The 24894-nt window shown below is 47.8% G+C and carries 11 protein-coding genes; 9 read left to right on the top strand and 2 right to left on the bottom strand.

What is annotated here, in order from left to right:
* Positions 1–101: 101 nt before the first annotated feature.
* A complete protein-coding gene (locus tag AC0YNZ_RS04625; RefSeq protein ID WP_475825462.1) occupies positions 102–854 on the bottom strand; it encodes an esterase family protein in 753 nt (250 codons plus the stop codon).
* Positions 851–2038 carry an ATP-grasp domain-containing protein gene (locus tag AC0YNZ_RS04620; protein WP_475825461.1) on the bottom strand — a complete coding sequence of 396 codons (1188 nt, stop codon included), beginning with the start codon at positions 2036–2038 and terminating at the stop codon, positions 851–853. The genes AC0YNZ_RS04625 and AC0YNZ_RS04620 overlap by 4 nt, the downstream gene beginning before the upstream one ends.
* Positions 2039–2271: 233 nt before the next feature.
* On the opposite strand from AC0YNZ_RS04620, the gene AC0YNZ_RS04615 reads away from it, so the two are divergent.
* The 9 genes from AC0YNZ_RS04615 (at position 2272) to sigK (AC0YNZ_RS04575) (ending at position 24850) form a co-directional block, all read left to right on the top strand.
* A complete protein-coding gene (locus AC0YNZ_RS04615; protein WP_475825460.1) occupies positions 2272–4248 on the top strand; it encodes an alpha-amylase family glycosyl hydrolase in 1977 nt (658 codons plus the stop codon).
* Positions 4238–4786, top strand: a complete 549-nt coding sequence (gene sigK / locus AC0YNZ_RS04610; protein ID WP_081417215.1) for an RNA polymerase sporulation sigma factor SigK — start codon at positions 4238–4240, stop codon at positions 4784–4786. The genes AC0YNZ_RS04615 and sigK (AC0YNZ_RS04610) overlap by 11 nt, the downstream gene beginning before the upstream one ends.
* Before the next feature lie 1235 nt (positions 4787–6021).
* A complete protein-coding gene (locus AC0YNZ_RS04605; RefSeq protein ID WP_475825459.1) occupies positions 6022–8793 on the top strand; it encodes a hypothetical protein in 2772 nt (923 codons plus the stop codon).
* Between the two features lie 5 nt (positions 8794–8798).
* Positions 8799–12287, top strand: a complete 3489-nt coding sequence (locus AC0YNZ_RS04600; RefSeq protein ID WP_475825458.1) for a DUF6603 domain-containing protein — start codon at positions 8799–8801, stop codon at positions 12285–12287.
* Positions 12284–15676, top strand: a complete 3393-nt coding sequence (locus AC0YNZ_RS04595) for a hypothetical protein (RefSeq protein WP_110771653.1) — start codon at positions 12284–12286, stop codon at positions 15674–15676. Before AC0YNZ_RS04600 ends, AC0YNZ_RS04595 begins: the two co-directional genes overlap by 4 nt.
* Positions 15677–15693: 17 nt before the next feature.
* A complete protein-coding gene (locus AC0YNZ_RS04590; RefSeq protein WP_475825457.1) occupies positions 15694–21315 on the top strand; it encodes a hypothetical protein in 5622 nt (1873 codons plus the stop codon).
* Positions 21308–23191, top strand: coding sequence for a hypothetical protein (locus AC0YNZ_RS04585; RefSeq protein ID WP_475825456.1), 1884 nt, complete (start codon positions 21308–21310; stop codon positions 23189–23191). The genes AC0YNZ_RS04590 and AC0YNZ_RS04585 overlap by 8 nt, the downstream gene beginning before the upstream one ends.
* Before the next feature lie 414 nt (positions 23192–23605).
* Entirely contained in the window at positions 23606–23941 is a 336-nt protein-coding gene (locus tag AC0YNZ_RS04580; protein ID WP_475825455.1) for a hypothetical protein, read from the top strand.
* A gap of 378 nt (positions 23942–24319) precedes the next feature.
* Positions 24320–24850 (top strand): RNA polymerase sporulation sigma factor SigK, encoded by a 531-nt coding sequence (sigK, locus tag AC0YNZ_RS04575; RefSeq protein WP_110771657.1) that lies wholly within the window; start codon positions 24320–24322, stop codon positions 24848–24850.
* Positions 24851–24894 lie beyond the last annotated feature (44 nt).

Raw genomic sequence — 24894 nt, 5'->3', positions numbered from 1 at the left:
AAGCTTGAGAATGCTAATGTCAGAGCATTCTCAAGCTTTTTTGGTGTCGACAATCATCGTCTGAACAAGGTATGAGGCAGTAATGAAAGGACTGGCGTTTTTTAACTTAAGCAGCGATCCATGTAGTAAAGGATTTGCTTCCTCCACCAGTACCAGTCATGATTGACATCGTACCCCCAAAATTCAACGCTTGCCGGGATGTGTTTCTCCTGCAGCACTTCCTTGAGCTTCTGCGTCTCCGATCGCATTAAATCTTCATGAGCGCCTTGGCCTGTGCAAATGATGATTTTGCTGTTCCTGTATTGATTCAGATAAAAAGCGTCCTCCAAGTTTCTTAAATAGTGAAGCGGTGAATGGAAATAAGCTGAAGGAGGGACCTCTTCTCCAAAAAATCGATTGGTCGAATACAAACCGCTTAAAGCAATTAAACTGTCAAAATATTGCGGGTGCCGGAAAAACATATTGGTACTGTGATAAGCCCCGAGCGAACATCCCGTCGCCAAGATCTTCTGCGTGTCTCCACCGTTGTTCTCTTTGCTTTGACGGAGAATGGAAGAAATGAGTTCATCTTTCACATAGGCATCATATTGGTCATGGAGTTTCATCTTCTCATCGGTCGTCGAGTTCTTGGCATAAAAAGTCTCTTCGTCAATACTGTCGCATGTCCAAACTTGAATTTTTCCTTGTTCAATATAACTTTCCAACGTGCTGATCATGCCGGATTCCTCATACTGATAAAACCGTCCGCAGGAGGTCGGAAAAGCAAGTAAGGGCTTCCCTTGATGTCCGTATATTTTGTATTCCATGTCCCGATGCAAGTTGCCGCTATATGCTTTGTGATAGGTTACTTTCATGAGAACACCTTGATTCTATTTTCCACAGCATGAATATAAGCTGTAATTTGTTTCACTTTATCAAAGTCCGTTGAACGAAATTGATACGCATAATTTCCTCTAGATTGGCTTTGCACATCCGTAATGCTGTCGTGTTTGACAATTTCATGATGATATCGCTGCATGATCTCTTCGTGCTCATGAGCGTAGGTGAGGTGGTTTTTTTTACTGGCAAACCCGGTATAATACTTACCGGCAAAAGGTCCTTCCACCTGATTGTTAACAATCATATTCGCCCATAGCTTGTAAATATCGATATCGTAAGTGAAGTTGATCGCATCCGTCATCCACGTACCCGGCGGCCTCATATTGACTTCTAACGCAATAATATTTCCATCCGCATTGGATTTAAAAAACTCGAGATGAAAAAAGCTTTCTTTGATCCCATAGGTTCGAATGATCCTTCTTCCGGATTCCTCGATTTCCTTACTTACTTCCTTTAAACCATAATAGCTGAAATGATTTCCAGAATTTACGGTATCCATGATGCTATGCGGAAATTCGTGGCTTGCTGCGAATACGATTTCTCCATCTTTGTTGACAAGACCGTCGTAGGTTAGCAAGACGCCGTCTATAAACTCTTGCATAATAAATTCGACTTCCGATGGTTTGGTATGCAAGAAATGCTCCAGCTCCGACTCGCTCGCGAGTTTGTAAGTCATGTTCGCTCCCACGCCTTGATTTGGCTTTACGACGACGGGATAGCCGATCTTCTCGATAAATTTTTTTGCCTTCACCCGATGGAATTTCGTTATGGAACGTATGGACTCGACCTCGCTTTTATTGAAAAACTTTTCCATTTTCGATTTTTGTTTTAAATTGGATATAAAATCGAGCTTCGTACCGAAAATGTTGAAATCCGTTCGAATGCGCGCGTCAAGAATCAGCCAATGCTCGTTAAGTGATTCAAAACGATCGATTTTACCATATTTATGGGTATAATAACCGACCGCGCGCAGAACCTCGTCGTAATTTTCCAGACGATTAATTTTGATGTACTCCGTAAGGGAATTTTTCAGTTTTTCGTTGAGATCGTTATAATCTGCATCGCCGATGCCAAGCACATTCACTCCGCAGTTTTTCAAGTGAAAGCAGAATTCGGTGCAGTACTTTGGGAAATTCGGCGAGAAAAAAATAAAGTTCATCCTTTTTGTCCCCCCTCAGACTCCAGTTTTGCAATTTTATCCTAAAGATTCCATGATTTCAAGAAAATATATTGTAAAGATCATATGATGAGCTCCCGTTTTTATTGAATTAATGTTAAGGGCAGGAGTGCTTAACTACTGGGCGAATAATTCTTTATAGAGAAAGAGAGAACGCACCAAGAGATGCTGCAAATGTACCATAGATACAATAGATACATTAGTGAGGTGTGACTATGGAAGTTGCGACGATAAACGAATCATTAAAAATTTTGGAGATTGACCAGTGGCTGGCACCGTTTGAGGGAGACTTGCGGCTACGGATGTCGGAATTTGAGCGGACGAAAAATCGGCTGTTGAGTGGTGAAAATCAGACACTTTCGGATTTTGCGAATGGCTACAAATATTTCGGTTTTCATCAGGACGGCGACAGCTGGACTTTCCGTGAATGGGCGCCGAATGCGGAGATGATGTATCTGGTCGGCGATTTCAACGGCTGGAATGGGCTTTCGCACGAGATGACGCGGCTGAATGGCGGTGTTTGGGAGCTGCGCATGCCGGGCAGCCTACCAATCGGCTCGAAGGTTAAGGTTCAACTGATCGTGGATGGTGAGCCGCTCTATCGCGTGCCGAGTTACATCAGCTACGCCATACAAAATGATAATTATCAATTTGATGGTGTGATTATGCAGCCAACCTATCAGTTCAAAAATGCCGCACCCGACCTGTCAACTGAAGCGCCGCTGATTTATGAGGCGCACATTGGTATCTCTTCAGAGGAGCATAAGATCAATAGCTACGAGGAATTTACGCGCGACGTGCTGCCGCGGATCAAGGCGGCTGGCTACAACACCATCCAGCTGATGGCGATTATGGAGCATCCGCTCTACGCGAGCTTCGGCTATCAGGTATCAAATTTTTATGCAATCAGCTCCCGTTTTGGAACGCCTGACGAACTGATGGAATTGATCGACACAGCGCACGGGCTGGGGCTGCGTGTCCTATTAGACGTCGTCCATTCGCACGCGGTGAAAAATGTGGGCGAAGGACTGAATTTATTTGACGGCACGACGTCGCAATATTTCCACTTTGGCGATCGCGGAGAGCACGAGGCTTGGAACACAAAGCTTTTTAACTATGGCAAGGACGAGGTCATTCATTTTCTGCTATCGAATCTGAAATTTTGGCTCGAAGTTTATCATTTTGACGGCTTCCGCTTTGACGGCGTGACGAGTATGCTTTACCACCATCATGGGCTCGGGACGGGCTTTGACAGCTATGAGAAATATTTCTCAATGGATAAGGACATCGAGGCAATCGTCTATCTGATGCTCGCAAATGAGCTGATCCGCGAGGTCAATCCATCAGCGCTGACGATTGCTGAAGATATGTCTGCGATGCCAGGTATGGCGCTCCCGCTGGCTGATGGTGGCTTTGGATTTGACTATCGTCTGTCCATGGGCATTCCTGACTACTGGATCAAGCAGCTCAAGACGAAATCGGATGATCAGCTGAACCTGATGGGGCTTTGGTGGGAGCTGACGAAGCGGCGGCCAGGAGAGAAAAATATCGGCTATGCGGAAAGTCACGATCAGGCGCTTGTCGGTGACAAGACGCTCATGATGTGGCTCGCGGATGCTGAGCTCTACTATTCGATGGATGTTCATTCGCAGTCGCTGATTATTGACCGTGCGATCGCGCTGCATAAAGTTTTGCGGCTTGTCACTTTTTCGCTTGCAGGCGAGGGCTATTTGAACTTTATGGGCAATGAATTTGGCCATCCTGAATGGCTCGATTTTCCGCGCGAGGGTAATGGCGACTCGTTTGACCATGCGCGGCGGCAATGGTCGCTTGCGACCAATCCAGAGCTTCGCTTTCAGTATTTGCTCGATTTTGACAATGCGATGATTGCGTTGGAGCACGATTCAAAATTTTTACAGAAGACCGCAAGCCTGCAACAGAAGTGGATTCAAAACGACGATAAATTGCTAGCCTACCAGAAGGGCGATTTGCTCTTTGCTTTCAATTTCCATCCGACGGACACGAAATTTGTCAGTTTTGACTCAACGCCTGTTGAACTGATTTTTGATACGGACGACGCGCGTTTTGGCGGTTTTGGACCGCGCTCGCAGTTCAAATGGGCGGCTGGTAAGCTCGAATTACAGCTCGCTAGCCGTACGGCGATGGTGTTTAGGGTGATGTATCAGTTGTAAAACTCAAATTACATTGGGTTGTGTTCATAACGTCAAAAAGTTCGACAATACTGGGGAAGACTTGGAGGATCTGATCTCGATCGGCACGATTGGATTGATCAAGGCGATCGAAAGCTTCCAAACCGGAAAAGGGACGAAGCTTGCTACTTTCGCTGCTCGGTGTATCGAGAACGAAATACTTATGCATTTGAGGTCATTGAAGAAGACGCGGAAGGACGTTTCTTTGCATGATCCGATCGGCACGGATAAGGAAGGAAATGAAATTACGCTTATAGATATCCTCGGCACGGAGGCCGATGATATTGTTGATAAGGTGCAGCTGAAGATTGAGAAAAGCAAAATATATAAAAACCTCGATATATTGGATGACCGGGAGAAGGAAGTTGTCATCGGCCGTTTCGGGCTAGAGCATGGCGGAGATGAGCGGACACAAAGGGAAATTGCAAAGGAACTCGGTATCTCTAGAAGTTATGTGTCTCGTATCGAGAAAAGAGCTTTGATGAAGCTTTATCATGAGTTTTATAAGGCGAAGAGGTGAAATGAAGTTCTAGAAGCTATGATGTAGGACTCGAACCCCTTAGATTCAAACCATATTTAAAATGCTAAAACCCTTGAGAAATCAAGGGTCTTTATAATTTTAGCGTGCCGAGATGCACGCATTGTCTACTTCATGAAAGTCCAACCGTAGGAGGGGCCGGCCACCCCGTAGATTGGATACCTGCGTATGGCGAAATCTGTACGTAGAAGCGTATCGACAAAAGTACCTTCAGAGATAAGGCGAGCGACATGCCAGGTAGTACATAAGTGAATCCTGCCATATCGGCAAAAAGGACTCGCAAGTGGGGGAGAGGAAGCTGAGTCTCGTGAAGCTTTTCCATAGTTTTGATGATCTATTCATTAAATGATGAATTCCATTTATTGTGGCCGATTTATGAAAGAATCGAATGATACCGCGCATAACATCTTTTGCAGATATCCTTCCAATTCTTTCGCTATCACATGCCTTATAAAAATCCCGTTGATACACGTAAAATGTATGCATGCCTTTGAATGTAACTCGTCATGCTTTCAACGAAGGGGCAATTGAGACCGATCGGTTCAAGTTAATATAAAGTCTTTCGGAGAGCAGTATTCACCGCTCCTTCAAATAACTGAAGCAAAGCATTCAATTTCATGCTCATCACTTTCGTTCAGAATGCCGGGGAATTGCTTCATAGCAGTTCGGGTTAATTTATTGATGCTAACGGAGAACTACCTCAATGTTGCTCTTTGAATTGTTTAAAGCTGCAATGACTACAACTTTAACATGATGACTTAATGAGATAAACTTGAAGTACAGCACACCTTAAAAAGCCTTATATCTAGTGGATGGCGATCAATTCTCAATACGATGGAAAATTAACTCACATAGTCGTAATTAAGTGTCTCAACCAAGAAAACACTAGTCGAAAAAGTAGATAAGAAACTTAGGGACGAATTTAGCAAGTTCGATCTAAGACCCCTCAATGGAATGGTGCTGGGTTCGGTAAAAGGATAGTTTGATAGCTATAGCAGCAATAGAACAACAAGTGCCACCTCCGAGTTGGAGTGTGGCATTTGTTTATTGGAATGACCGGTGGAAGAAACGAATTTGGGATGAATTTTATGAACTCATTAACATTTAATTGTCCATAAAAACAGGTAGATTTTTCTAGTTTTTTAGATTAAACTCTAATTGAGTTTAATCTATCTATTGCCGGCTATGCCGCGTTAAGAGGTGAGGAATTCGCTATTATGGTGAACATTCCGAGAATCAATCAATGTTATCCTAGTGTTCCGTTGTCGGAGCTTAGCGATTTATTCGCGAAGGGTAGCAATCGAATCGACAATCAGCGGGCATGCTTGTTAAGTTTTTTGCCAAAAACGCTTAGAGTGGGCGTCAATCTGCCCTTTAACAACAAGTACGTGCTCTTGATCGAGAACACGGCAAGCGCGGATAGCATTGATTGGAGCCACGAGCTATATCTGAACGGCGAGCGCGTTGACGCGAACGGTTTTCTAACAGCTTCGACTGAGGCGAGCGAGGCGGAGTACGATATCGGCTTCGAATCTGATGTTTTTGATGCAGGCGGAGTACCGCTGTTCGATAAGCTGCAAGTTACGTGTGTCGTGAGGAAAGGCGCCGAGGAGCTAAAGCTGAGCGTAGAACATCAGCTGATTAATCTCTTGAACGTCAGTGAATTGGGTCTAATGTCGGCCAACCAGACGATTGCATTCGCGGGCAATCCGGATTCTACCAATTATTTGATCAACCATATGAAGGATTATTTGCCTACAGGATTGATCCAATGGAATAGCAATATTGTAGAAATCGGTCCCTCGGAGAGCGAGGCCATGCAAAAAGTCATTGCTTCGATCATCAACTGCAATTTGCTGGTTGCTTCGAACACTAGCCATTCATCCAATATATTGTTTGATTTGAATAACTTTGCGAATCGAGATTTGAAATCTTTAATTAACGATGACACGAGATATGAAGGCAACTTCAGCAACGGGATTTGCGCCGTTCCTGTTCATATTTTAAGCGATATTATGCCTGTCTCGACCTCAGTGCCCGATTTCGATACGGTGGATATCGGATCGGGCAATCCGGTATTTAACATTATCCGGGACAATTGGCTAATGACCTTTAACGACATAGAGGGGGAAATATTACGAACGGTACCTCAAAAAATCATGGATTCGAAGTTTCGAATTACCAATGATATTCCGAAGCTTGTCGAGCTATACAATTTGACCTTATTCCCGAAATCAGCGATAAAGCTGACAGCGATCGTGCTTAAATATTTGTTCGAATGCTCGAAGAAAAACAGCTGCAACGAGTGCAAGAACAAATCGAGCACGTGGCCCTTTATCCAATTCAGCGATATGAAGGACCATCCCGATTTTCTAAAAAGTCTACTGACGCATTACTTCAGGGAACCGATCAATAAAATCGAGACTTTCTCGGACAAAGCTGTAAAGACAGCCGAGATGGCATGGTCGCCCGCGATCTACACCGTGCTCAACGTTGCGCCAAGAATCTTGAAAGCTTATTTCGCCAGGAAAATTGTAAAGCAAATCGATGGCACGGAATATGTATTCGATTTTGAAAGAATCGACAGCAGCGCCATAAGATTAGATGACAATGGCGTGCGCTTGAACGATCAGCCTACTTACGACAACGTTCTCGGCAGGCAAGTCTATTTAATTGTAGAGACGCTGCATTGCAGAAATAAGGAACTTACGCTACAGGTTCAGCCTTTGGACAATACGCTTAACGACAGCACAGCGAATCTGGAAATATTGGCCGGAAACGGCATCAACAACTATGTTTCTTCACTAGTCAAAGCAGTCGGCAATCACGACGACTTAAGAAATAACAACAATGACGATTTTACCGCTGTCACCAAAAAGTATTATCAAATCGACCATCAAGATAAAGTGATTTTTAAACTATCTATAAAACCAAGCACGCGAAATGTTTTCGAAGCTTGGGCCAATCATTTGGCAGGCAATACAGCCGAACTGAAAATCGTGGCGCGGCTTACGGACAATACTTCGGCTTTTTTTGGCCAAGAAGTCATCGGCTCACGCATAACCGATGAGTTTTTAAGCCCGAGCGATAAATACAATAGCGGTGCAAGATTTAGAATCGTGAATCGGATCTCCTATGAAATCTACCATGTTGCAAATGAGTGGAACCCGATAGAGGACTTAGGCGGCAGAAAAAGGATGATCGGCAAAGTAGAGAACCGATTTATTAAAGAGATCCCTGACTTATCCCCTCATGAGCCGATTAGAATCGTAAATTTCTACTACCACGACCAGTTGGATAACGAAAGATTCATTGCCCCATGCAAAATCTTCAAGCCTCGTACAAGAGCAAATGGAATAGGGGTTGCCAACAATTCCAATCCCGTCAATGTACCGGCTGGCTTTACGCGCAATGGGCCTGCGCCGGGGGGGGACGCTTTTGAGAACTATTATTATGCGAACGGCGATATCGTTACGAGAGGCAATCCAGCAGCAGGAAACAGAGACTATGGCATCCTTCGATACCGGCTTGCTTCCAATGACGCGAATGATTTGGTAGTGATCGTTCGGATGCCGGATTTCTTGAATAAATCCTACGAATTTGGCGGAACGCAGTACCACATACACTACACTTTTTTGAATACGCAAAGGAGATATGCAAACCCGGGGTGTTTCGCTGCTTTCATCGGCGTTTTGGCACAGTTGAACTTTCTAAATGTGCAATCTGAGGGAATGTGTTTTGCGGATGCTACCAGCTATCCAAGCAAAGAACACCCGAATGGAGACAGCATCGACACCATTCATTTGGATACGCCGGCGGAACGTAGGACGATCATCGCCGCATGCAGGCAATGGGGATTCAGGCACATTATTTCGGGATCAGCACCCAAGTTCAACGGCGACGGAGCCGATGCTCATAGAGCTGATCACGACACGCATCTACATTGGGGAAATTTTAATGAATTAACAGTCCAAGATATGGTCGGGTGAAGGATATGGACAAGTATACCGTCTCAGAGAGAACGCTGATTGAAGCGGCGCATTTGCTGTCACCTTTGAAAACGCTTAATTCAGCTGACAAGGTGCTGGATTTTCTCGCAAAGCTGGGTATTAAAGTGCCTGTGGTCGATTTAGTTACCGTTTTGTCGCAGTCCTTTGCCAAAATCGACGCCGTCGTGTCCGCGACGAAAGCGGTGATTGATGCCGACACCGACGAGAAAAAGCTCAAAGCCTTGCTGTCTTTGCTTCCGGTAATCAATGAAGCGCTGAACGAACTGCATAAGCTGGAGGTCGCAATCAGTGCCGCTCCCGGCATTTCCCAGGCATTTATTCAGAATGCGCACATCGATCAATTGCCGAGAAGACTGCTAGACTATTTGATATTCGATAATTTGCAAAAAAGATATCCGAAGCTGTTCGGTGCCCTCTATCTTATGGGGATATTGGACGAAGATCTGCTTGCAAACGATGATGCCGTCTTTCAGTCCGCTTGCAAGTTAAAAGTCGTAAACTGGGATAAGCTTCCGCGATATTTAACCGAACCCGGCAAAGTTTTCGATGAATTTTACCAGTGGAATACAAATTTCAACGCGGACGTTTTTCTTGCGAGACTCGATCGGTTTCTTAGGGCAATGGCAGTTCAAGGCGGACTATACAAACAGAACGACAACGTCAAAAATGCGCTCGGGAACTCCACCGCAGGACTGCGTGAGCTAAGAATTCCGATTTTCTCCAAAGGACATTATCCGGACTCGTATATGCAATTAGGATTGAATATTAGCCCGGCTGAAGCGCATGACGCTAAGAAGAAAGGTATTGCGTTCATACCGTACTTCAGCGGTTCCTCGCAGCTCGATTTCGCATTAGGCGACGGCTGGGAAGCCTTACTGCAAACAAATTTGAGTATCGATTCGGGATTAGGTCTCATTGTTCGCCCGCCATTTTCCCTGGAATTTCTGCAAAATTTGTTCACGGCACCCTTAAGCGCTGGCAGTCTGGATACAGGCCTCGCCGTTCAGCAGAAAAAAAACGCAAGCAACGGGGAAATCGAGGTTTTTTACTTGTTCGGGGACATGAACAGCACGCATTTGTCCGTCTCCGGAATATCCACGAAAATATTCGGAAAGTCAACGCCTTCGGGGCAAGACGCGGGCGCGGAAATCGCTATTAAAGCGATCAATTTGCTCATCACGACAGGCGAAGGGGATTCGTTCCTAAGTTCCCTGCTGCCGTCGTCAGGCATCGATGCAACTTTCGAACTGGCTGTCGGCGTATCCTTGTCGAAAGGGGTTTACTTTAAAGGAAGCGCCGGGATCGAAGTGCAAATTCCCGCTCACATTCAGCTTGGTCCAATAGATATACAGGGCTTGACGATTGCCATTAAGCCCAAAGACGGCCATATACCGATTGAAGTCACCTCGACGATCAAAGCAGAGCTTGGACCGCTGAAAGTCGTAGTGGAAAATATCGGCTTCTCTCAGGAGCTCTCGTTTCCCGCGGATCGAAGCGGCAACTTAGGTCCAGTAAATACGAAGTTCGGCTTTCGTCCACCCAATGGCCTTGGCATATCCATCGACACCGGCGTGGTCAAAGGCGGCGGCTATTTGTATTTCAATCCGAACAAGGAAGAGTATACGGGTGCGCTCGAAATCGAGATTTCTGAGTTCCTGACCATTAAGGCAATTGGCATTCTAACAACGCGTATGCCGGACGGCTCCAAAGGATTTTCGTTGTTATTCATCCTCACGGCGGAATTCGGATCGCCGTTACAGCTGGGCTTCGGCTTCACGCTAAGCGGCGTCGGAGGATTGATCGGGCTTAATCGCACGATGCTGCTGCAGCCGCTCACCGAAGGCGTGCGCACAGGCGCGATCAATAGCGTCATGTTCCCGGCGAACGTTGTGGAGAACGCTCCGCGCATCATTAGCGACTTGAACAGCTTTTTCCCGCCGCAAAAAGACATTTTCCTCATCGGTCCGATGGCCAAAATCGGCTGGGGCACGCCGAACCTCGTGACGCTGTCGCTGGGTGTCATAATCGAAATTCCTGGAAATATCGCCATCATAGGCGTGTTGAAAGTCGCGCTTCCGGATGAGGAAGATCCGATTCTATGCTTGCAGGTGAATTTCATCGGAGCGATCGAGTTCGATAAGAAGCAGGCATGGTTCTATGCGACTACTTATGAATCGCGGTTGCTAACCATGACGATAGATGGCCAGATTGGTGTACTTGTCTCTTGGGGCGATGAACCCAACTTCGTTGTTAGCATCGGAGGATTCCATCCTGCGTTCAATCCGCCGCCATTGCCGTTTCCCGAGCCTAACCGTATCGCGATCAGTCTCCTTAATGAACGGCAGGCCAGAATACGCGTAGAAGGCTATTTCGCAGTCACTTCGAATACCGCCCAGTTCGGAGCCAGGGCGGAACTGTACTTCGGGCTGGACGCGTTTAAAGTTGACGGGTTTATCGCCTTCGATGCACTATTCCAATTCTCGCCATTCCAATTTCTTATCACGATATCTTCGTCGATGTCCGTCAAAGTGTTCGGCGTCGACTTATTAAGCGTGCGAATAAACGGTTCACTAAGCGGCCCGACGCCTTGGCGTGTCGAAGGCACCGGCTCGATTTCGCTACTGCTCGTCGATATTGACGTTGATTTCAGCCATAGCTGGGGCGAAGCGGACAACACTGACTTGCCGCCGATCGACGTCATGCCATTGCTCAAAGCGGAATTGCAGAAAGTCGACAACTGGAAAGCCGGCGTGCCGGATGCGAATCGCATTCTCGTGTCGCTTCGCAAAATCAAAACGACCGAGGGCTTGATCCTGCACCCGTTAGGCACGTTGCAGATCAGCCAGCGGTTCGTGCCTTTGCAGCTTGGCATCGATAAGATAGGCGCGCAAAAGCCTAGCGACGCCAATCGATTTAAGGTTACCGCCGCGAAGGAAGTCTCAGCAAAGCCCGCAATGGAGGAAAAGGGCGCCTTGGATGAGATGTTTGCCATGGCGCAGTTCAATAACAAATCAGACGCTGAAAAGCTGAGCGCTCCCGCTTATGAAAAGGCAAAGGGAGGACTGGAATTATCCGTCGAAGGCGTACAGACGAAGACGGCAAGCGCGGTGAAGCGCGTTGTGCGGTACGAACAGGTCATTATCGATACGAACTACAAGCGCTTAGTCATTCCGTTTATCAATTTCATCGGCGTGCTGTTCAATTTCTTCCTGCAAGGCAGTGCCGTCACGGAATCCCCCTTGTCCCGCAAACGTACGGTGCACAAAAAACCTGCTACCGAGAAAATAAAGCTTGGTACAACCCGCTACGCCGTCGTCTACAATCGCGACAACTCGCCCTTCAGCGACGAAGCAGCCTCATTCGAAAGCCATGTTCAGGCGTTGGATTTCATGAAGCAACAGGTGAAAAAAAATCCGAACCTGCGAGACGAATTGCATGTCATTCCGCAGGCTGAAACGAGGAGGGCCGTATGACAGAGGAAATCGCTTCCTATTCGTTCCTCCCGTGGATTCGCAACGGAATCGCGAATAACATTAAGACCCAGGATCACGACTTGAACGTAGTGCTGCGGGCTTCCGTTGAAATTACTTTGGACCTCAAAGGCGAAGGGATCGATGGCGATAAACAGGATTCCGTAACGAAACGTATCGCCTTATACGGGCCTGGCGACATTATCGGTATCGATTCGAAAGCGATCATCAAGACGGAGCCGCGCAACTGGATAACGAATTTCGAGCCCAATTACATTCCATCTATTGAGTTTTATGACGAGGACTTTCCGTGGCGCTACACGCCTGCGGCGCCGGACAATCTCGGCAGGCTGCGTCCGTGGATTATGCTTGTCGTACTGACGGAAGAAGAGTTCGAGGACGGCAAAGACATCACAAATAAGCCGCTGCCATACATCGAAGTCAACGACGCAGGAGACGTGCTTCCGCCTGAAGGCCAGCTGTGGGCATGGGCACATGCTCACGTTAATGAAGACATCGTGAAATTGGCCGACAACGTCAAAAGCAGTGATTTGAACGCTCTGCTTCCGCGGCTGGGTGAAGCTGTGAACCGCAATCCGGATTTGGCCTACTCCCGAATCGTCTGCCCAAGGAAATTGGCTGCGAATAAGGCTTATCACGCGTTTCTGGTTCCGGTGTTCGAAACCGGACGTTTAGCTGGACTAGGACTAGACATCCCTACGAATTGCCCAGCAACGAAATCGGCCTGGAGCGCGAATGACGCTGCGAAGCTATTCCCTTATTACCATCGTTGGTACTTCCGGACAGGCACGGTTGGCGACTTCGAATATTTGGTGCGGATGCTGGAGCCGAAGTCGGTCGACAGCCGCGTCGGCAGGCGAGATATGGATGTGCAAGCTCCCGGCGCGCCGGTTAGCGGAATTACGGATTCGCGGCTAGGCGGCATTCTGAAATTAGGCGGCGCCCTGCAAGTCCCGTTCGCCTCGATGACGAAAGAAGACAAGGACGTCGTGCTGACGTATGAGAACTGGGACCGTTTGCATGATTTGGACTCGCTCAGCACCGTAAAGAAAAACGAGCTGTTCGAGAAGGACAGCGTTACGAAGTTGCCGCGGACCGAGCCGCATCCGTTTCAAAAGCAATTGGCCTCATTTATTAATCTAGCGGATGAATACGCCTATGAAGAGGCTGCTGCCGCCAATTCGAATTCGAGATTGGACGCGGATGACGATCCAATGATCGTGCCTCCGTTATATGGCCGCTGGCATGCCATGATCCACCGTTTGTTGAACAATCGAGACGGCTCGCCGATCCCTAACAACGACAACTGGATTCATGAACTGAACCTCGATCCGAGATGGCGCGCGGCCACGGGCTTTGGCACGAAGGTCATTCAACAAAAACAAGAAGAATATATGGACGCGGCTTGGGGACAGGTAGGTGACATTCTCGAGGCCAACCGCAAAATCAGGCAAGCCCAATTGGCGAAGGAAGCGTCCAAAGCCGTTTACAACAATCATATTAAACCGCTGGAAGAGATTAGCCTCGAGAAAACACTAATATTTACTGCTCCACTGAATAAACGGATCTTGACCGAGGATACAACGATATACCATCACATCCATACGAGCCGCATTCCACAAGCGATCGTCTCCGCGCCGATGAGACGGATCGTCCGTCCTTCCGGACGCGTCATGCGTAAGCTACCGTTTGCAGACAGGGCGCAAACTGATCGGCTTCTCGAAAAAATCAACAGCGAGATAGTGTCCCCCGCGCCTCCTAAATTGACGCCTGAATCGCTACCGACACTAGGAGAGCTTGCGAAAAATTTGAAGCGGTCGATCGCTCCCGACATCGTTACGGAACTTATCTCTAAGTATAGTTGGGTGCAATATTGGCCCTTCATGTTGGCCGTGGTGCTCATCCTAGCGCTTATTGCATTTTTATTGAAAGCGCCTATGTGGATCGTCGGCCTATTAATCGGGGGCTTACTAATTGGATTTCGTTATTTGGCCAAATTAGCGAAAGGCGTAAAGCAAGCCGAGTCTGTGCTGGAACAGAATCAAAATCGGGAAGACGTGTCCAAATATCCGCTGAGTCCAGACTTCAAAATTGTTAGCGTCGGAGATGCCTTTGTGCCGAGCATCGGCAGATTGGATAGCGAGGAAGCAGTTAGATTCAAAAACGCAGTGCGTGATGTCCATGCATTCGTGCAAAGCAGCGGCAAGGCTGGATACCTGCCAACGCTGAAGGAGCTTGATATACAACGTATGGCGGGGCAAATGATCAAAGGACTTAATCCGGAATTGACGATTCCGGAAATGGTACTAAGCTACATACAACTGCCGGGGTCGTACTTTACACTTGCAGGTGAAAGTATTGTAGAAGCGATGGCCTATCCGCAATTCGATATGCCGATGTACGAGCCGCTGCTCAAAATATCGACGGAATTGTTTTTGCCGAACATCAATTTTATTGCGCAAAACAGCATTTCGCTTCTGCAGACGAACCAGAAATTCATCGAGTCCTATATGGTCGGCTTAAATCATGAATTCGCCCGAGAGTTGCTGTGGCGGGAATTCCCGACCGACCAGCGGGGCAGCTATTTCAGGCAATTTTGGGACGTAAGCAGCCGTTATGATCCTACCATTCAAGATTCGGAGCAACGCAAGGAGAAGCTGCGGGACATCCCACCATTGCATCGTTGGCCGCAAGCTTCGAAACTAGGTGATCATGATCAACGGGAAGCCAATGGTGAAAAGGAAGAAGAAGCGGTATTGGTCATTCGCGGCGAATTGTTGAAAAAATATCCGACTGCTGTCATTTACGCTCAAAGGGCGCAATGGCAAAAGAAACCGGATGGCACGATCGACATAACAAAGGAACGGCTTCCGGCAGAGCTGACTGCACAGGAGCAGGCGAATCCGCCGCATAGCAAAATCAAAACGCCATTATATGAGGCGAAAGCGGATCCGGACATCTATTTCATAGGATTCGATTTGAAAATCGAAGAAGCGATAGGCGGAACTGGCGAGCATCCAGGCGACGATCCAGGCTGGTTTTTCGTCATAAAAGAACGTCCGGGTGAACCTCGGTTCGGCTTGGATATCGGTCAATCCGAGAATAACGTATGGAACGATCTGACTTGGGAAGACGTCCTGCCTGGCGGCGCGGACGGCGACTTTATCAAGATCGACGCGAACACGGCGGAAATACAACTGACCGATCCGCGTGGCCGTACAGAATTGGCTGAAAAACAAGAACAGTATCTCGAAGACAGGAACATCAAGTGGAACAAAGATTCGAACGCGGACGAGCTGGCCTACATTTTATTCCAGGTCCCGGTGATGGTTGCCGTACATGCGTCGGAATTGCTACCCAAAAAACAATGAAAAGGGACTAGAGAATCATGACAATATTTTCGGAAAACCAATCATTGCTGTTGCAAGCGCGCAAACAACGGGAGCTAGCCGAGCTGGAGCAGTTCAAGACGAAAGAAAAGCTTACTCGCATAAAGCGGGACAAAGCCAAATTTCAGCCGGATTCGTACTTGAGGGAATTGGAGAGGGAAGAAGCGGCGGTCGAAGAGCAGCTCAAGCAAATCAATGCTTTACTGGACGAGAACAAAGTCAAAGAGCTCAGCAAATTGGAATTGTTTTTGCCGTTTACGAACCCGATCGACCATATTTCGAAGCTTGACGACCGGTATCCGATACTGATGTTTCCGCTGCGCATCGAGACGAGATTCAAGACCGTTAAAGAAGGCAGAGGGCTTGAAAAGCAACAGCTTTGGGTCCGGGTGTTTCCCGATGAAATCGCGATCGATTCATTCGAAGAGCTGATATCGGAGAACGAAGTCAGGAACGCGAAAGCGTACTGGACTTCCATGTGGCAAGCAGGCGACATCGAAGCCGGCCAGCGCGGCGCATGGCGATCGCTCGTGAACAGCCATGGCTCCGGTAGGGCGTATTGGATCGTGCAAAACTATCGTCCGCTCAATGGGGATGAGAAGCCCGAACGCGTTTCCGATAAGAAGACGAATTTGATTATCGCAACGGAAGAACCGCCTGTGAAAGAAGACATGGACGCGATTTTACGTTTTTGGAGCGCTATGTGGCAGGCGAACGGAGATAAGGAGCAACAAGCGGAGGCATGGACGCAGCTTGTCGATCGATATGGCGATCAGCAGGCGCAGAAGCTGTGGGAAACATACAAGCCCACGGACTTCCCGTTCGCGCCGCGAAGCGAAGAAGATACGGAGTATGAGGCAGCCTTCCTCGTTTTTCCGAAGGCTTCCGATTTGGATACGAAGTTTCAAGCATGGGCTAAGGCGCCTAAAGTGCGCGTATTACCGGAGCGTTTCGTATTACAGGGCTATACCAACAGCAACGACAAGCCGTCTCTCGAGGAAATCGGCAATGTCATTCCTTCCTCTCTTTCGATCGGACCCAATCCTTCCGCCGACGAAGGCGAACCGTTCAAGATTGCGGAAGAAGACCAGGTATTGGACGGCAAAAAGGTCAAGAAAGGCGATTTGATCGTAAGCGACGAACTGAAATGGATGGTGGATTTCGAGGAGGCGATCGCCAAAGGAATGGGCTTCCGGGTGGATCTGACTCCTGAGCAGGCCGCGAACGGGTTCAACCGCCTATTCGTAGTCGGCGTGCGCCTTAGCGCCGATCCGATCGAAGGAAAAAACACGCTTGAAACGCTAATCGATCATCACCATCATAGCCGCAAAGGTTTCGGTTTGATTCCGCAAGGTACGCCCACGAACAATACGGAGCAAGTGTCTTCCGCCTATAGTTGGCGCGAAGACGCCGATGACAGCTTCGACATTTATTTTAAGCATCAGCAGAAGGAAGATTCCACGGCATGGGCAGACAAGAGTGACGGTCTTTGGCTGGCGCAAGCTTTAGGCATCGATAATGCCGCCATTAACCATGCAGCCAACTATTACGGAACCGATCAAAGAGAAGCTCGGGCGATCCAGACGGCGCTATGGCCGGCTACGCTAGGCTATTTCATGGAAACGATGATGGCGCCTGTGTTCAGCGAGCAGACGATCGCGCGGACGAAGGATTTCTTTCAAAGCTATGTTTCCGGGCGCGGCATGATTCCAGCCATTCGCGTCGGAAAGCAGCCTTATGGCATTTTGCCGGTCGCTCCTTTTTCGCGCATGAACTGGTTTGCTTCCGCTCGCTTGAAGCCTATTTATTCCGTCGGCGACAACAACTACAACAATAACAATAACAATAATAATAATAATAATAATAATAACAACGCTTCCTATTATCAGGAGCTGTATGGCGTGCTTAAAACAATGGATGCCGAATGGACAAGGCTGCTGCCAAACGTCTCTTTCATCGGCAAGACCGGTGATGACGATCCACATCAAACGCTGCTTGATGTGCTTGGCCTTCATCCAACTTCAGTCGAGTTCCATTCGCGTAACGCCCAAAGCTTCGAGCATATTTATAATGTTCAAAATTTACAAGGAACCTTGAACAAGCTCACCAATACGGTCCAATATATGCAAAGCGGGAAAGATCTGCTGGAGCAGTTAGGGTACCATGCCGACAGTGAGGACGATCTGCCGGAAGTATTGAAGATGCTGTTTTTCGAACGCAATGACTTGCTGAAGGGGCCGCTGATCGACGACGTGCCGCTTTCCGAGTCCGATGCGATTAGAAATTATACGAAGGATAACCGGAATTATATCGACTGGCTGATCGCGGCGGCGCATCATTCCCACGATACGCTGCGCTCGCAGCAAGGGTTTATCGGGGAAAAGCCGCCAACAGCATTATTGTATCTCATGCTGAGGCACGCGCTGGATTTAGGCTTCATCGACGCTAGCCTTCGCTTGCACGCTAGCGCCGGTATACTCGAACCGGAAGAAGTACAGAATGCGCGGAAAGAACCTAAATTTATTCAAGTGCAGGAACAAGAGGATATGGGGAGCCGTTGGCAGCACCTCTATAAATATGAACCTCGCCTTATGCAGGACGGCTTCTTTGAGAAAGGTTTATTGGTTGGCGACTATATTTCAAAAATCGTTCATTCGCACGATGATACATCGATGTTAAGCGAACAGCTTAAGGCACTGGAAATGATTAAGGATGTACCGACAGCGCGATTGGAGCGGATATTCACTGAGCATCTGGACGTTTGCGCCTATCGTTTGGACGCCTGGATGCTTGGGCTTGCGAATGCCGAACTTGCGTTCATGAGGGGCATCCATAACAGCGATGGGCACGATCGTGCTGCCGAGCAGGGTGTTTATATCGGCGCATACGGCTGGCTGGAGGACGTGCGTCCGGAAAATAAAAAGCTTGAACCGGTGAAAATCGACAAAACGCTTCAACAGATATTTTCCGCTGCGGATGAGCCATTACTGGCCGATCATTCGAACCAGGGCTACATTCATGCGCCTTCCTTGAACCAAGCGGTTACGGCCGCTGTATTAAGAAACGGCTATATCGCAAACGCAAGCGCCGTAAGTCCAGGCAGCATGGCGGTCAATTTGTCATCGGAACGCATGCGTCAAGCACTTTCGATGATCGAAGGCATTCGCAATGGCCAATCTCTGGCGGCACTGCTAGGGTATAAGCTTGAACGGGGATTGCACGACAGACATGATGACGAAGTGGATGCCATTATTTTCGATCTGAGGATTGCATTCCCGTTAAACGCCAACCGCTTGCCGACTACGAAAGAAGATAGTGTGGACGATATTCGAGCAATCGAAGCGAGGAACGTCGTCGACGGGCTGGCGCTTGTCGAACAAATCCACAAATCGGGCAACGCCTCCTATCCCTTTGGGCTTGCGCAATTGCCAGCAGTAACTGCGGAGCAAAGGCAAGCCATTGATGCTGAAGTCGAGCGTATACTCGACATCAACGATGCCGTAGCTGACTTAGCTGTCGCAGAAGGCGTACATCAAGCCGTTCAAGGCAACTATGATCGCGCGGCCGCAGCGATGGATGCATTCAGCAAAGGAAACTTTCCGCCTATTCCCGATGTTATCCGCACACCGCGCAGCGGCATTACGCTAAATCATCGCGTAGGGCTGCATTTCAACACCGGCCTTGATCCCGAGGACGCCGTCAATACGACGCTTCGCTCGAAGGCAGAACCGGCAGTCAACGAGTGGGTGTCGGGCATCATGCCTCCAATGGACAAAGTCGTTTGTATAGTCGCATTTAAAGATCCCTTTACGGCTGCTTTCATCACGAAGACGGTCAGCATGCAGGAGCTGGGGTTGCTTCCGATCGACGTACTGTATATGGGCAATATGGAAAGCGAGCAAGCGATGACTTCCCTCGACGATGCGATCTTGGCCTACGCGAGAAGCAGGTACAATCCAAGGCCGGAGGAAAGAATTGAGCTCCAGTTTTTCACCAAGGCACCGAACGAGACGATGACCACCTTATTCGAGCTTGCGCCGCTGCTAAGCAGCGCAAGAACGCTGCTTCAACGATCGCGCCCTTTGACAGCAGGCGATATGAAGTTCGGGGCCAGTACAAGCAAGCCGGACGAAGTGACCGCCAGCTTAAATCCGCTGAGAATTACATTGGCGCTAGACGAGCTCGGCATTACCGAAACGACAGGTTTGAGGAAAACGCTTAAGCAATATGCCGAGGACATTGCAGCTTGGACCAACGAAGAAAAAGCGGCGAACATCGAAACGATTTTGAACCGCGGAATCGACATTTACAAGCAATTATCCATGTTCGGCCTTCCGCATTCCGGGTACGGACATATGCTCGAATGGCGAAGGCGGCAATACGAGGCGCTGTTTACTAGAATCAATTCGCTGATTACACGGTGGGACGAGAAGCTTGCAGCATTCGATGCCCTGATCAACGCATACGGGACATCTTCGGACAAGCTTTCCTTGCTGCAGCAAGCAGAGCTTACATTATCGACCGAATCTACCCAAACGCCGCTAGCAATTACGATAGATGCTTATAAAGCGCAATTAATCAATGGGAAAAGGGACGCATTTCTCAAAAAGCAAGACGCTTTTAAAAAGTTATTGGAAAAAAACGAATTGCATGAGTTATTTGCAGCGTTTGAAGCCGAGCTAGCCGGTCTATCATCTTTCGACGCGGCAGCATTCGAGATCGAGAAGGAAAAGCGGCAGCTTATCTTATTTGCCGACGACATGCAAAGAGGAACGGAGAGTTTGCGGCTGGAATTGGATAAGCGCGCCTTGCAAGTGGCGAAACTCGTACTAGAGCATGATGAAGCTATCGATGCCAATCGAAAGGTTGCGGCTTTATTGGAAGCCGGCAAACTTCTGTTCGGTGACGATTTCAGGATCGTGCCGGAGTTTAGTTTATCGGATCCGCTATTGGAAGAGTGGACAATGGCCTTTGCCGACATTGAACAGCTACTCGCCTATCAAAAAACTGGCCTTAATCAACCGTTTCCGATCGACGATTGGCTTTACGGTGTTGCGCGTGTACGCGACAAAATGCGGCATGTGGAGAATATGACGATGCTGGCAGACGCGCTGATCGAGAAGGATCTCAAGCTTGAGCCTGTGCAATTCCCGTACCGGAATACGGACAGCTGGCTCGCACTGGAGTATCCGGCCTCGTACAAGATCGAAGAAGACAAGCTGCTCTACACCGCAATGTACCCGCCGGCTGCGGGCGGAATTCAGCGCAGCCAATGCGGTATTCTGATCGACGAGTGGACGGAGGTTATCCCTGCAGAAGAGGAAACGACGGGGATCGCCTTCCATTACGATCGGCCTAATTCGGAAGCGCCGCAGTCGCTGCTGTTAGTTATGCCGTCGGATTTCAAGCAGGCTTGGCAATGGCAGGATGTTGTCGATTCGCTTCACGACACGCTGAATATGGCGAAGAAACGGGCTGTCGAGCCCAGCCATATCGATGCGACGGATTATGCCCGTTTCCTCCCCGCGCTCCTATCGGCGGTTACCGTATATCCGATTACCGCAGCGCTTTCCTTGGCCTTGAATAATGAATTTTATCGGGAGTGGAAAAACGGTGAATGAATTTATATCGATCGACAATATTCAGCAAGTCTTCGACAAAGTGCGTAAAATTCCGTCTATCCTGATGTGGAACAGGCTTGAAGGCCGTCCACGCACCCAAAAATTCGATCGTGCCTTAAGGGCGGAAGTGCGAGATCCTCTGTTCCTTTTGACTAAGCAATGGCAGATGGGAGAATTCCAAGGAGATGACGCCGGCTCGCCCTTAATCACGAAGGTGCATATGGAGACGATGCGATTTCAGAAATATAAAGCGAATTCCCATCCGGCACAAAAGTTCGAATCGAACATACCTCTCGAGACGAAAGTTGAGCATCGTACGCTACCGTTCAAAGCGGGTGACCAGGAATTGTCGCTCGACATCCGTCTGTTAATGGGCAGGCAATGGCTGAAAATGGCCGATACGCCTGAGCTTCAAGGGCTGAAGAAGGTTTTCATTCAAGCCTATTCCATTAAGCAGCCTGACCCAACTAAGCCGGAGGATGCGCATATATGTGCGCATCTCGGCGTTTGGCAACGGTATGCATCCGTTGCGGGAAGAGCAATGGACGGTGCAGCCCTCTACACTTATATGAAGGCATCGATAAGCCATCATGCCTATGATAAATTCCCAACGCCGGACAGGCAGGCGTTGACACAGATGCAGAAGACGCTGATCGAAAGCCTCGAGAGCCGGTTTACGGCTTGGTTCGAGAAATTGTTCAGCCAACCTGCAGAAGAAAATCAGGATGCATGGCTGCCTTCGAAGCTCGAATATCAATTTTCTTGTTCGGCACCCAGCAATGGCGAGGAAAAGGTATATACGGCGGAGGAGTATTATCATGGCAATCTCGATTGGTATAACCTGAATTCCAATCGCGCGGTGAGATCGTTGGGAGAGGCAGACGGATCGGATACGGCTGATGCGCTGGAATCGGCACTTACTCAATCGCTTTTTGCTTCGCAGATCAAATTCGACGGCATGCCGAATACGAGGTGGTGGGCATTCGAAGAAGGCAAGACGAACTTTGGAGATATCAAGCCGGATAAGACGGATTTGAATAAGCTGCTCTTAATGGAATTCGGCCTCGTTTATTCTAACGATTGGTTTCTCGTACCGGTTACAGTCGGAACTGGCAGCATTGCCAACGTCAAAGGGATGACAGTCGATAACGTATTCGGAGAACGCATATGGGTTCAGCCTGCGGGCGCAGGAAACGATCAGGATTGGCAGCGTTGGAGCATGTTCGCGTTAAGCGTTGATGGCAATAATCTCAATGAAGCTGCGGATTTGAGCCTTATGGTGCTGCCGACCGTGCCTAAAATTCAAGAAAGCGAGCCGGTAGAGGACGTGTACCTCGTTCGTGATGAAATAGCCAATATGGTATGGGGCATCGAGAACAAAATTTTGCTGCCGAACGGAGATTCGAAATCAGGCAGAGAAGCCGCATTGGAATTGCATAATTACTATCAGCGGTTGCTCGGCGGCGCTACGGCAGGGGGATCGGATGCAAAGGCGGATATCAAATATGAGCTTATGAGCACGATGCCTGAAAATTGGATTCCGTTTATTCCAGTTCACGTACCGGGCAGCAACAGAGAAATACAGCTACAGCGCGCGGCAATGCCGCGTATTCTCGAAGGGAATACGAGCAAGCCGGATAAGGTTCGTCCTCGCACGACGCTGCTAAGCGTAGGCTTGGATAAGCAGCCTAAAATCGCCTATCTGTTATTCGAAGAAGAAGTGCCAAGATCTGGCGTGCGCGTCTATCAAAGCTATCAACGCACAAGATGGCACGATGGGCGTGTCTATAATTGGCTCGGCATACGGAAGCAAACCGGCAGAGGAGAAAGCATCAGCAATCTTAGATTCGATGTGCTGGCAGATATGAAGAAATAGACAGCTAACACCCCGGTCTTCATTAACTGAGCCCCTTATAGTGGACATTGGAAAAACACCCTGGTGTTGAAACTGATGAAAACGATAGGGGGTGTTTTTCGTTATGGCAAAGTAGGGCAATTTTGTAGCACAACTACACTTCACACTAGATTGATTACCTGTAAACGTCAGTAAGCGTAATATAAAATATAGGCGAGCATACAAAAGGAGCGATGTAATAAATTGAAACCTAACCAAGTAAGAAAAATAATTAAGGGTATAAGCCTATTTGTTTCATTTCTTCTTTTAGCAGGATGCAAATATGTGGGAGATGTTAAACATCATCCGGTATCCAATTTAGAGAATATAGAACATTTATTTAGTGGCCCCTTTTTAATAACAACTAAAGGTAATGTCATTATTTAAAAAGATCAGTTGATTCATGCTAATGATAAGGATGATGGAACATTTGAAACCGATACCACTAAATTTGTTCAAATAGATAAATTGGATAGTGTTGTAAAAGTTGTCAGAGGTGAGAATCGAAACTTCGCACTTAAAGAGAACGGAAGTGTATGGTTTTGGGGAGAACCCCTGAAGTATGTGCATGAAGGTTTATTTGATTCCCATCCCCAAGTTAAAACGGCAACCAAATTCCCCTATGCCGATGAAGTTATAAATCTGTGGGGATCAGGTGATGGTTTATTTATCAAAAAAGGATGGAACCGTTTGGGGCTGGAAAACCTCGGATTGCCGACTCCCAACGAATAATGAAATGGCTAGCACCTAATTTGCAAGCCAACAGGAATTAAAAAAACCCCTTTTAGCTGTACACCCATATGATTGGTTAGATAATGCAAAAGTAGTTGGGAGTTGTATGACCGGAATCAAAAGTGACGGAACGGTTTGGGAGAAATATGATGGATCACCTTATATGATTAGTGGATTACATGACATTGTCGATCTTCAAGAAGGAGAAGAATATAATTTTTTATTAGATTATCTGAAATAATACAACAGGCTAAACTCTGTGACTTGGATGAGGACGGAATAATTATCGATCAGGACAATTCAATCAATGATATCATTCATGACATTAAAGCCGGAGTCATAAATATTGAAGATGTATACGGATGAAACGATGAAAATTTGACATCGCTTCGTGTTCACATTGTCAAAAAATTCGACAATACAGGGGAAGACTTGGAGGATTTGATTTCGATTGGAACAATCGGTCTGATTAAAGCGATCGAGAGCTTTCAGACCGGCAAAGGGACGAAGCTTGCTACATTCGCTGCTCGTTGTATCGAGAATGAAATACTTATGCATCTGCGTTCTTTGAAGAAGACGCGGAAGGACGTTTCGCTTCATGATCCGATCGGCACGGACAAAGAAGGCAACGAAATAACGCTGATAGATATCCTCGGCACGGAGGCCGATGATATTGTCGATAAGGTGCAGTTGAAGATTGAGAAATCGAAGATATATAAGAACCTTGATATACTGGATGACCGCGAGAAGGAAGTAGTCATTGGCCGCTTTGGGCTGGAGCATGGCGGGGATGAGCGGACGCAGCGGGAGATTGCGAAGGAACTTGGTATTAGCCGGAGCTATGTATCGCGGATAGAGAAAAGGGCGTTGATGAAGCTTTATCATGAGTTTTATAAGGCGAAACGATAAATAGATTCCGATCCAGACTGTTCTTTTAGAGCAGTCTATTTTTG

This window comes from Paenibacillus sp. J2L1-98 (genome assembly GCF_056269405.1).
The sequence above is the reverse complement of the archived record's forward strand: the minus strand, read 5'-3'. Positions and strand labels throughout refer to the sequence as shown.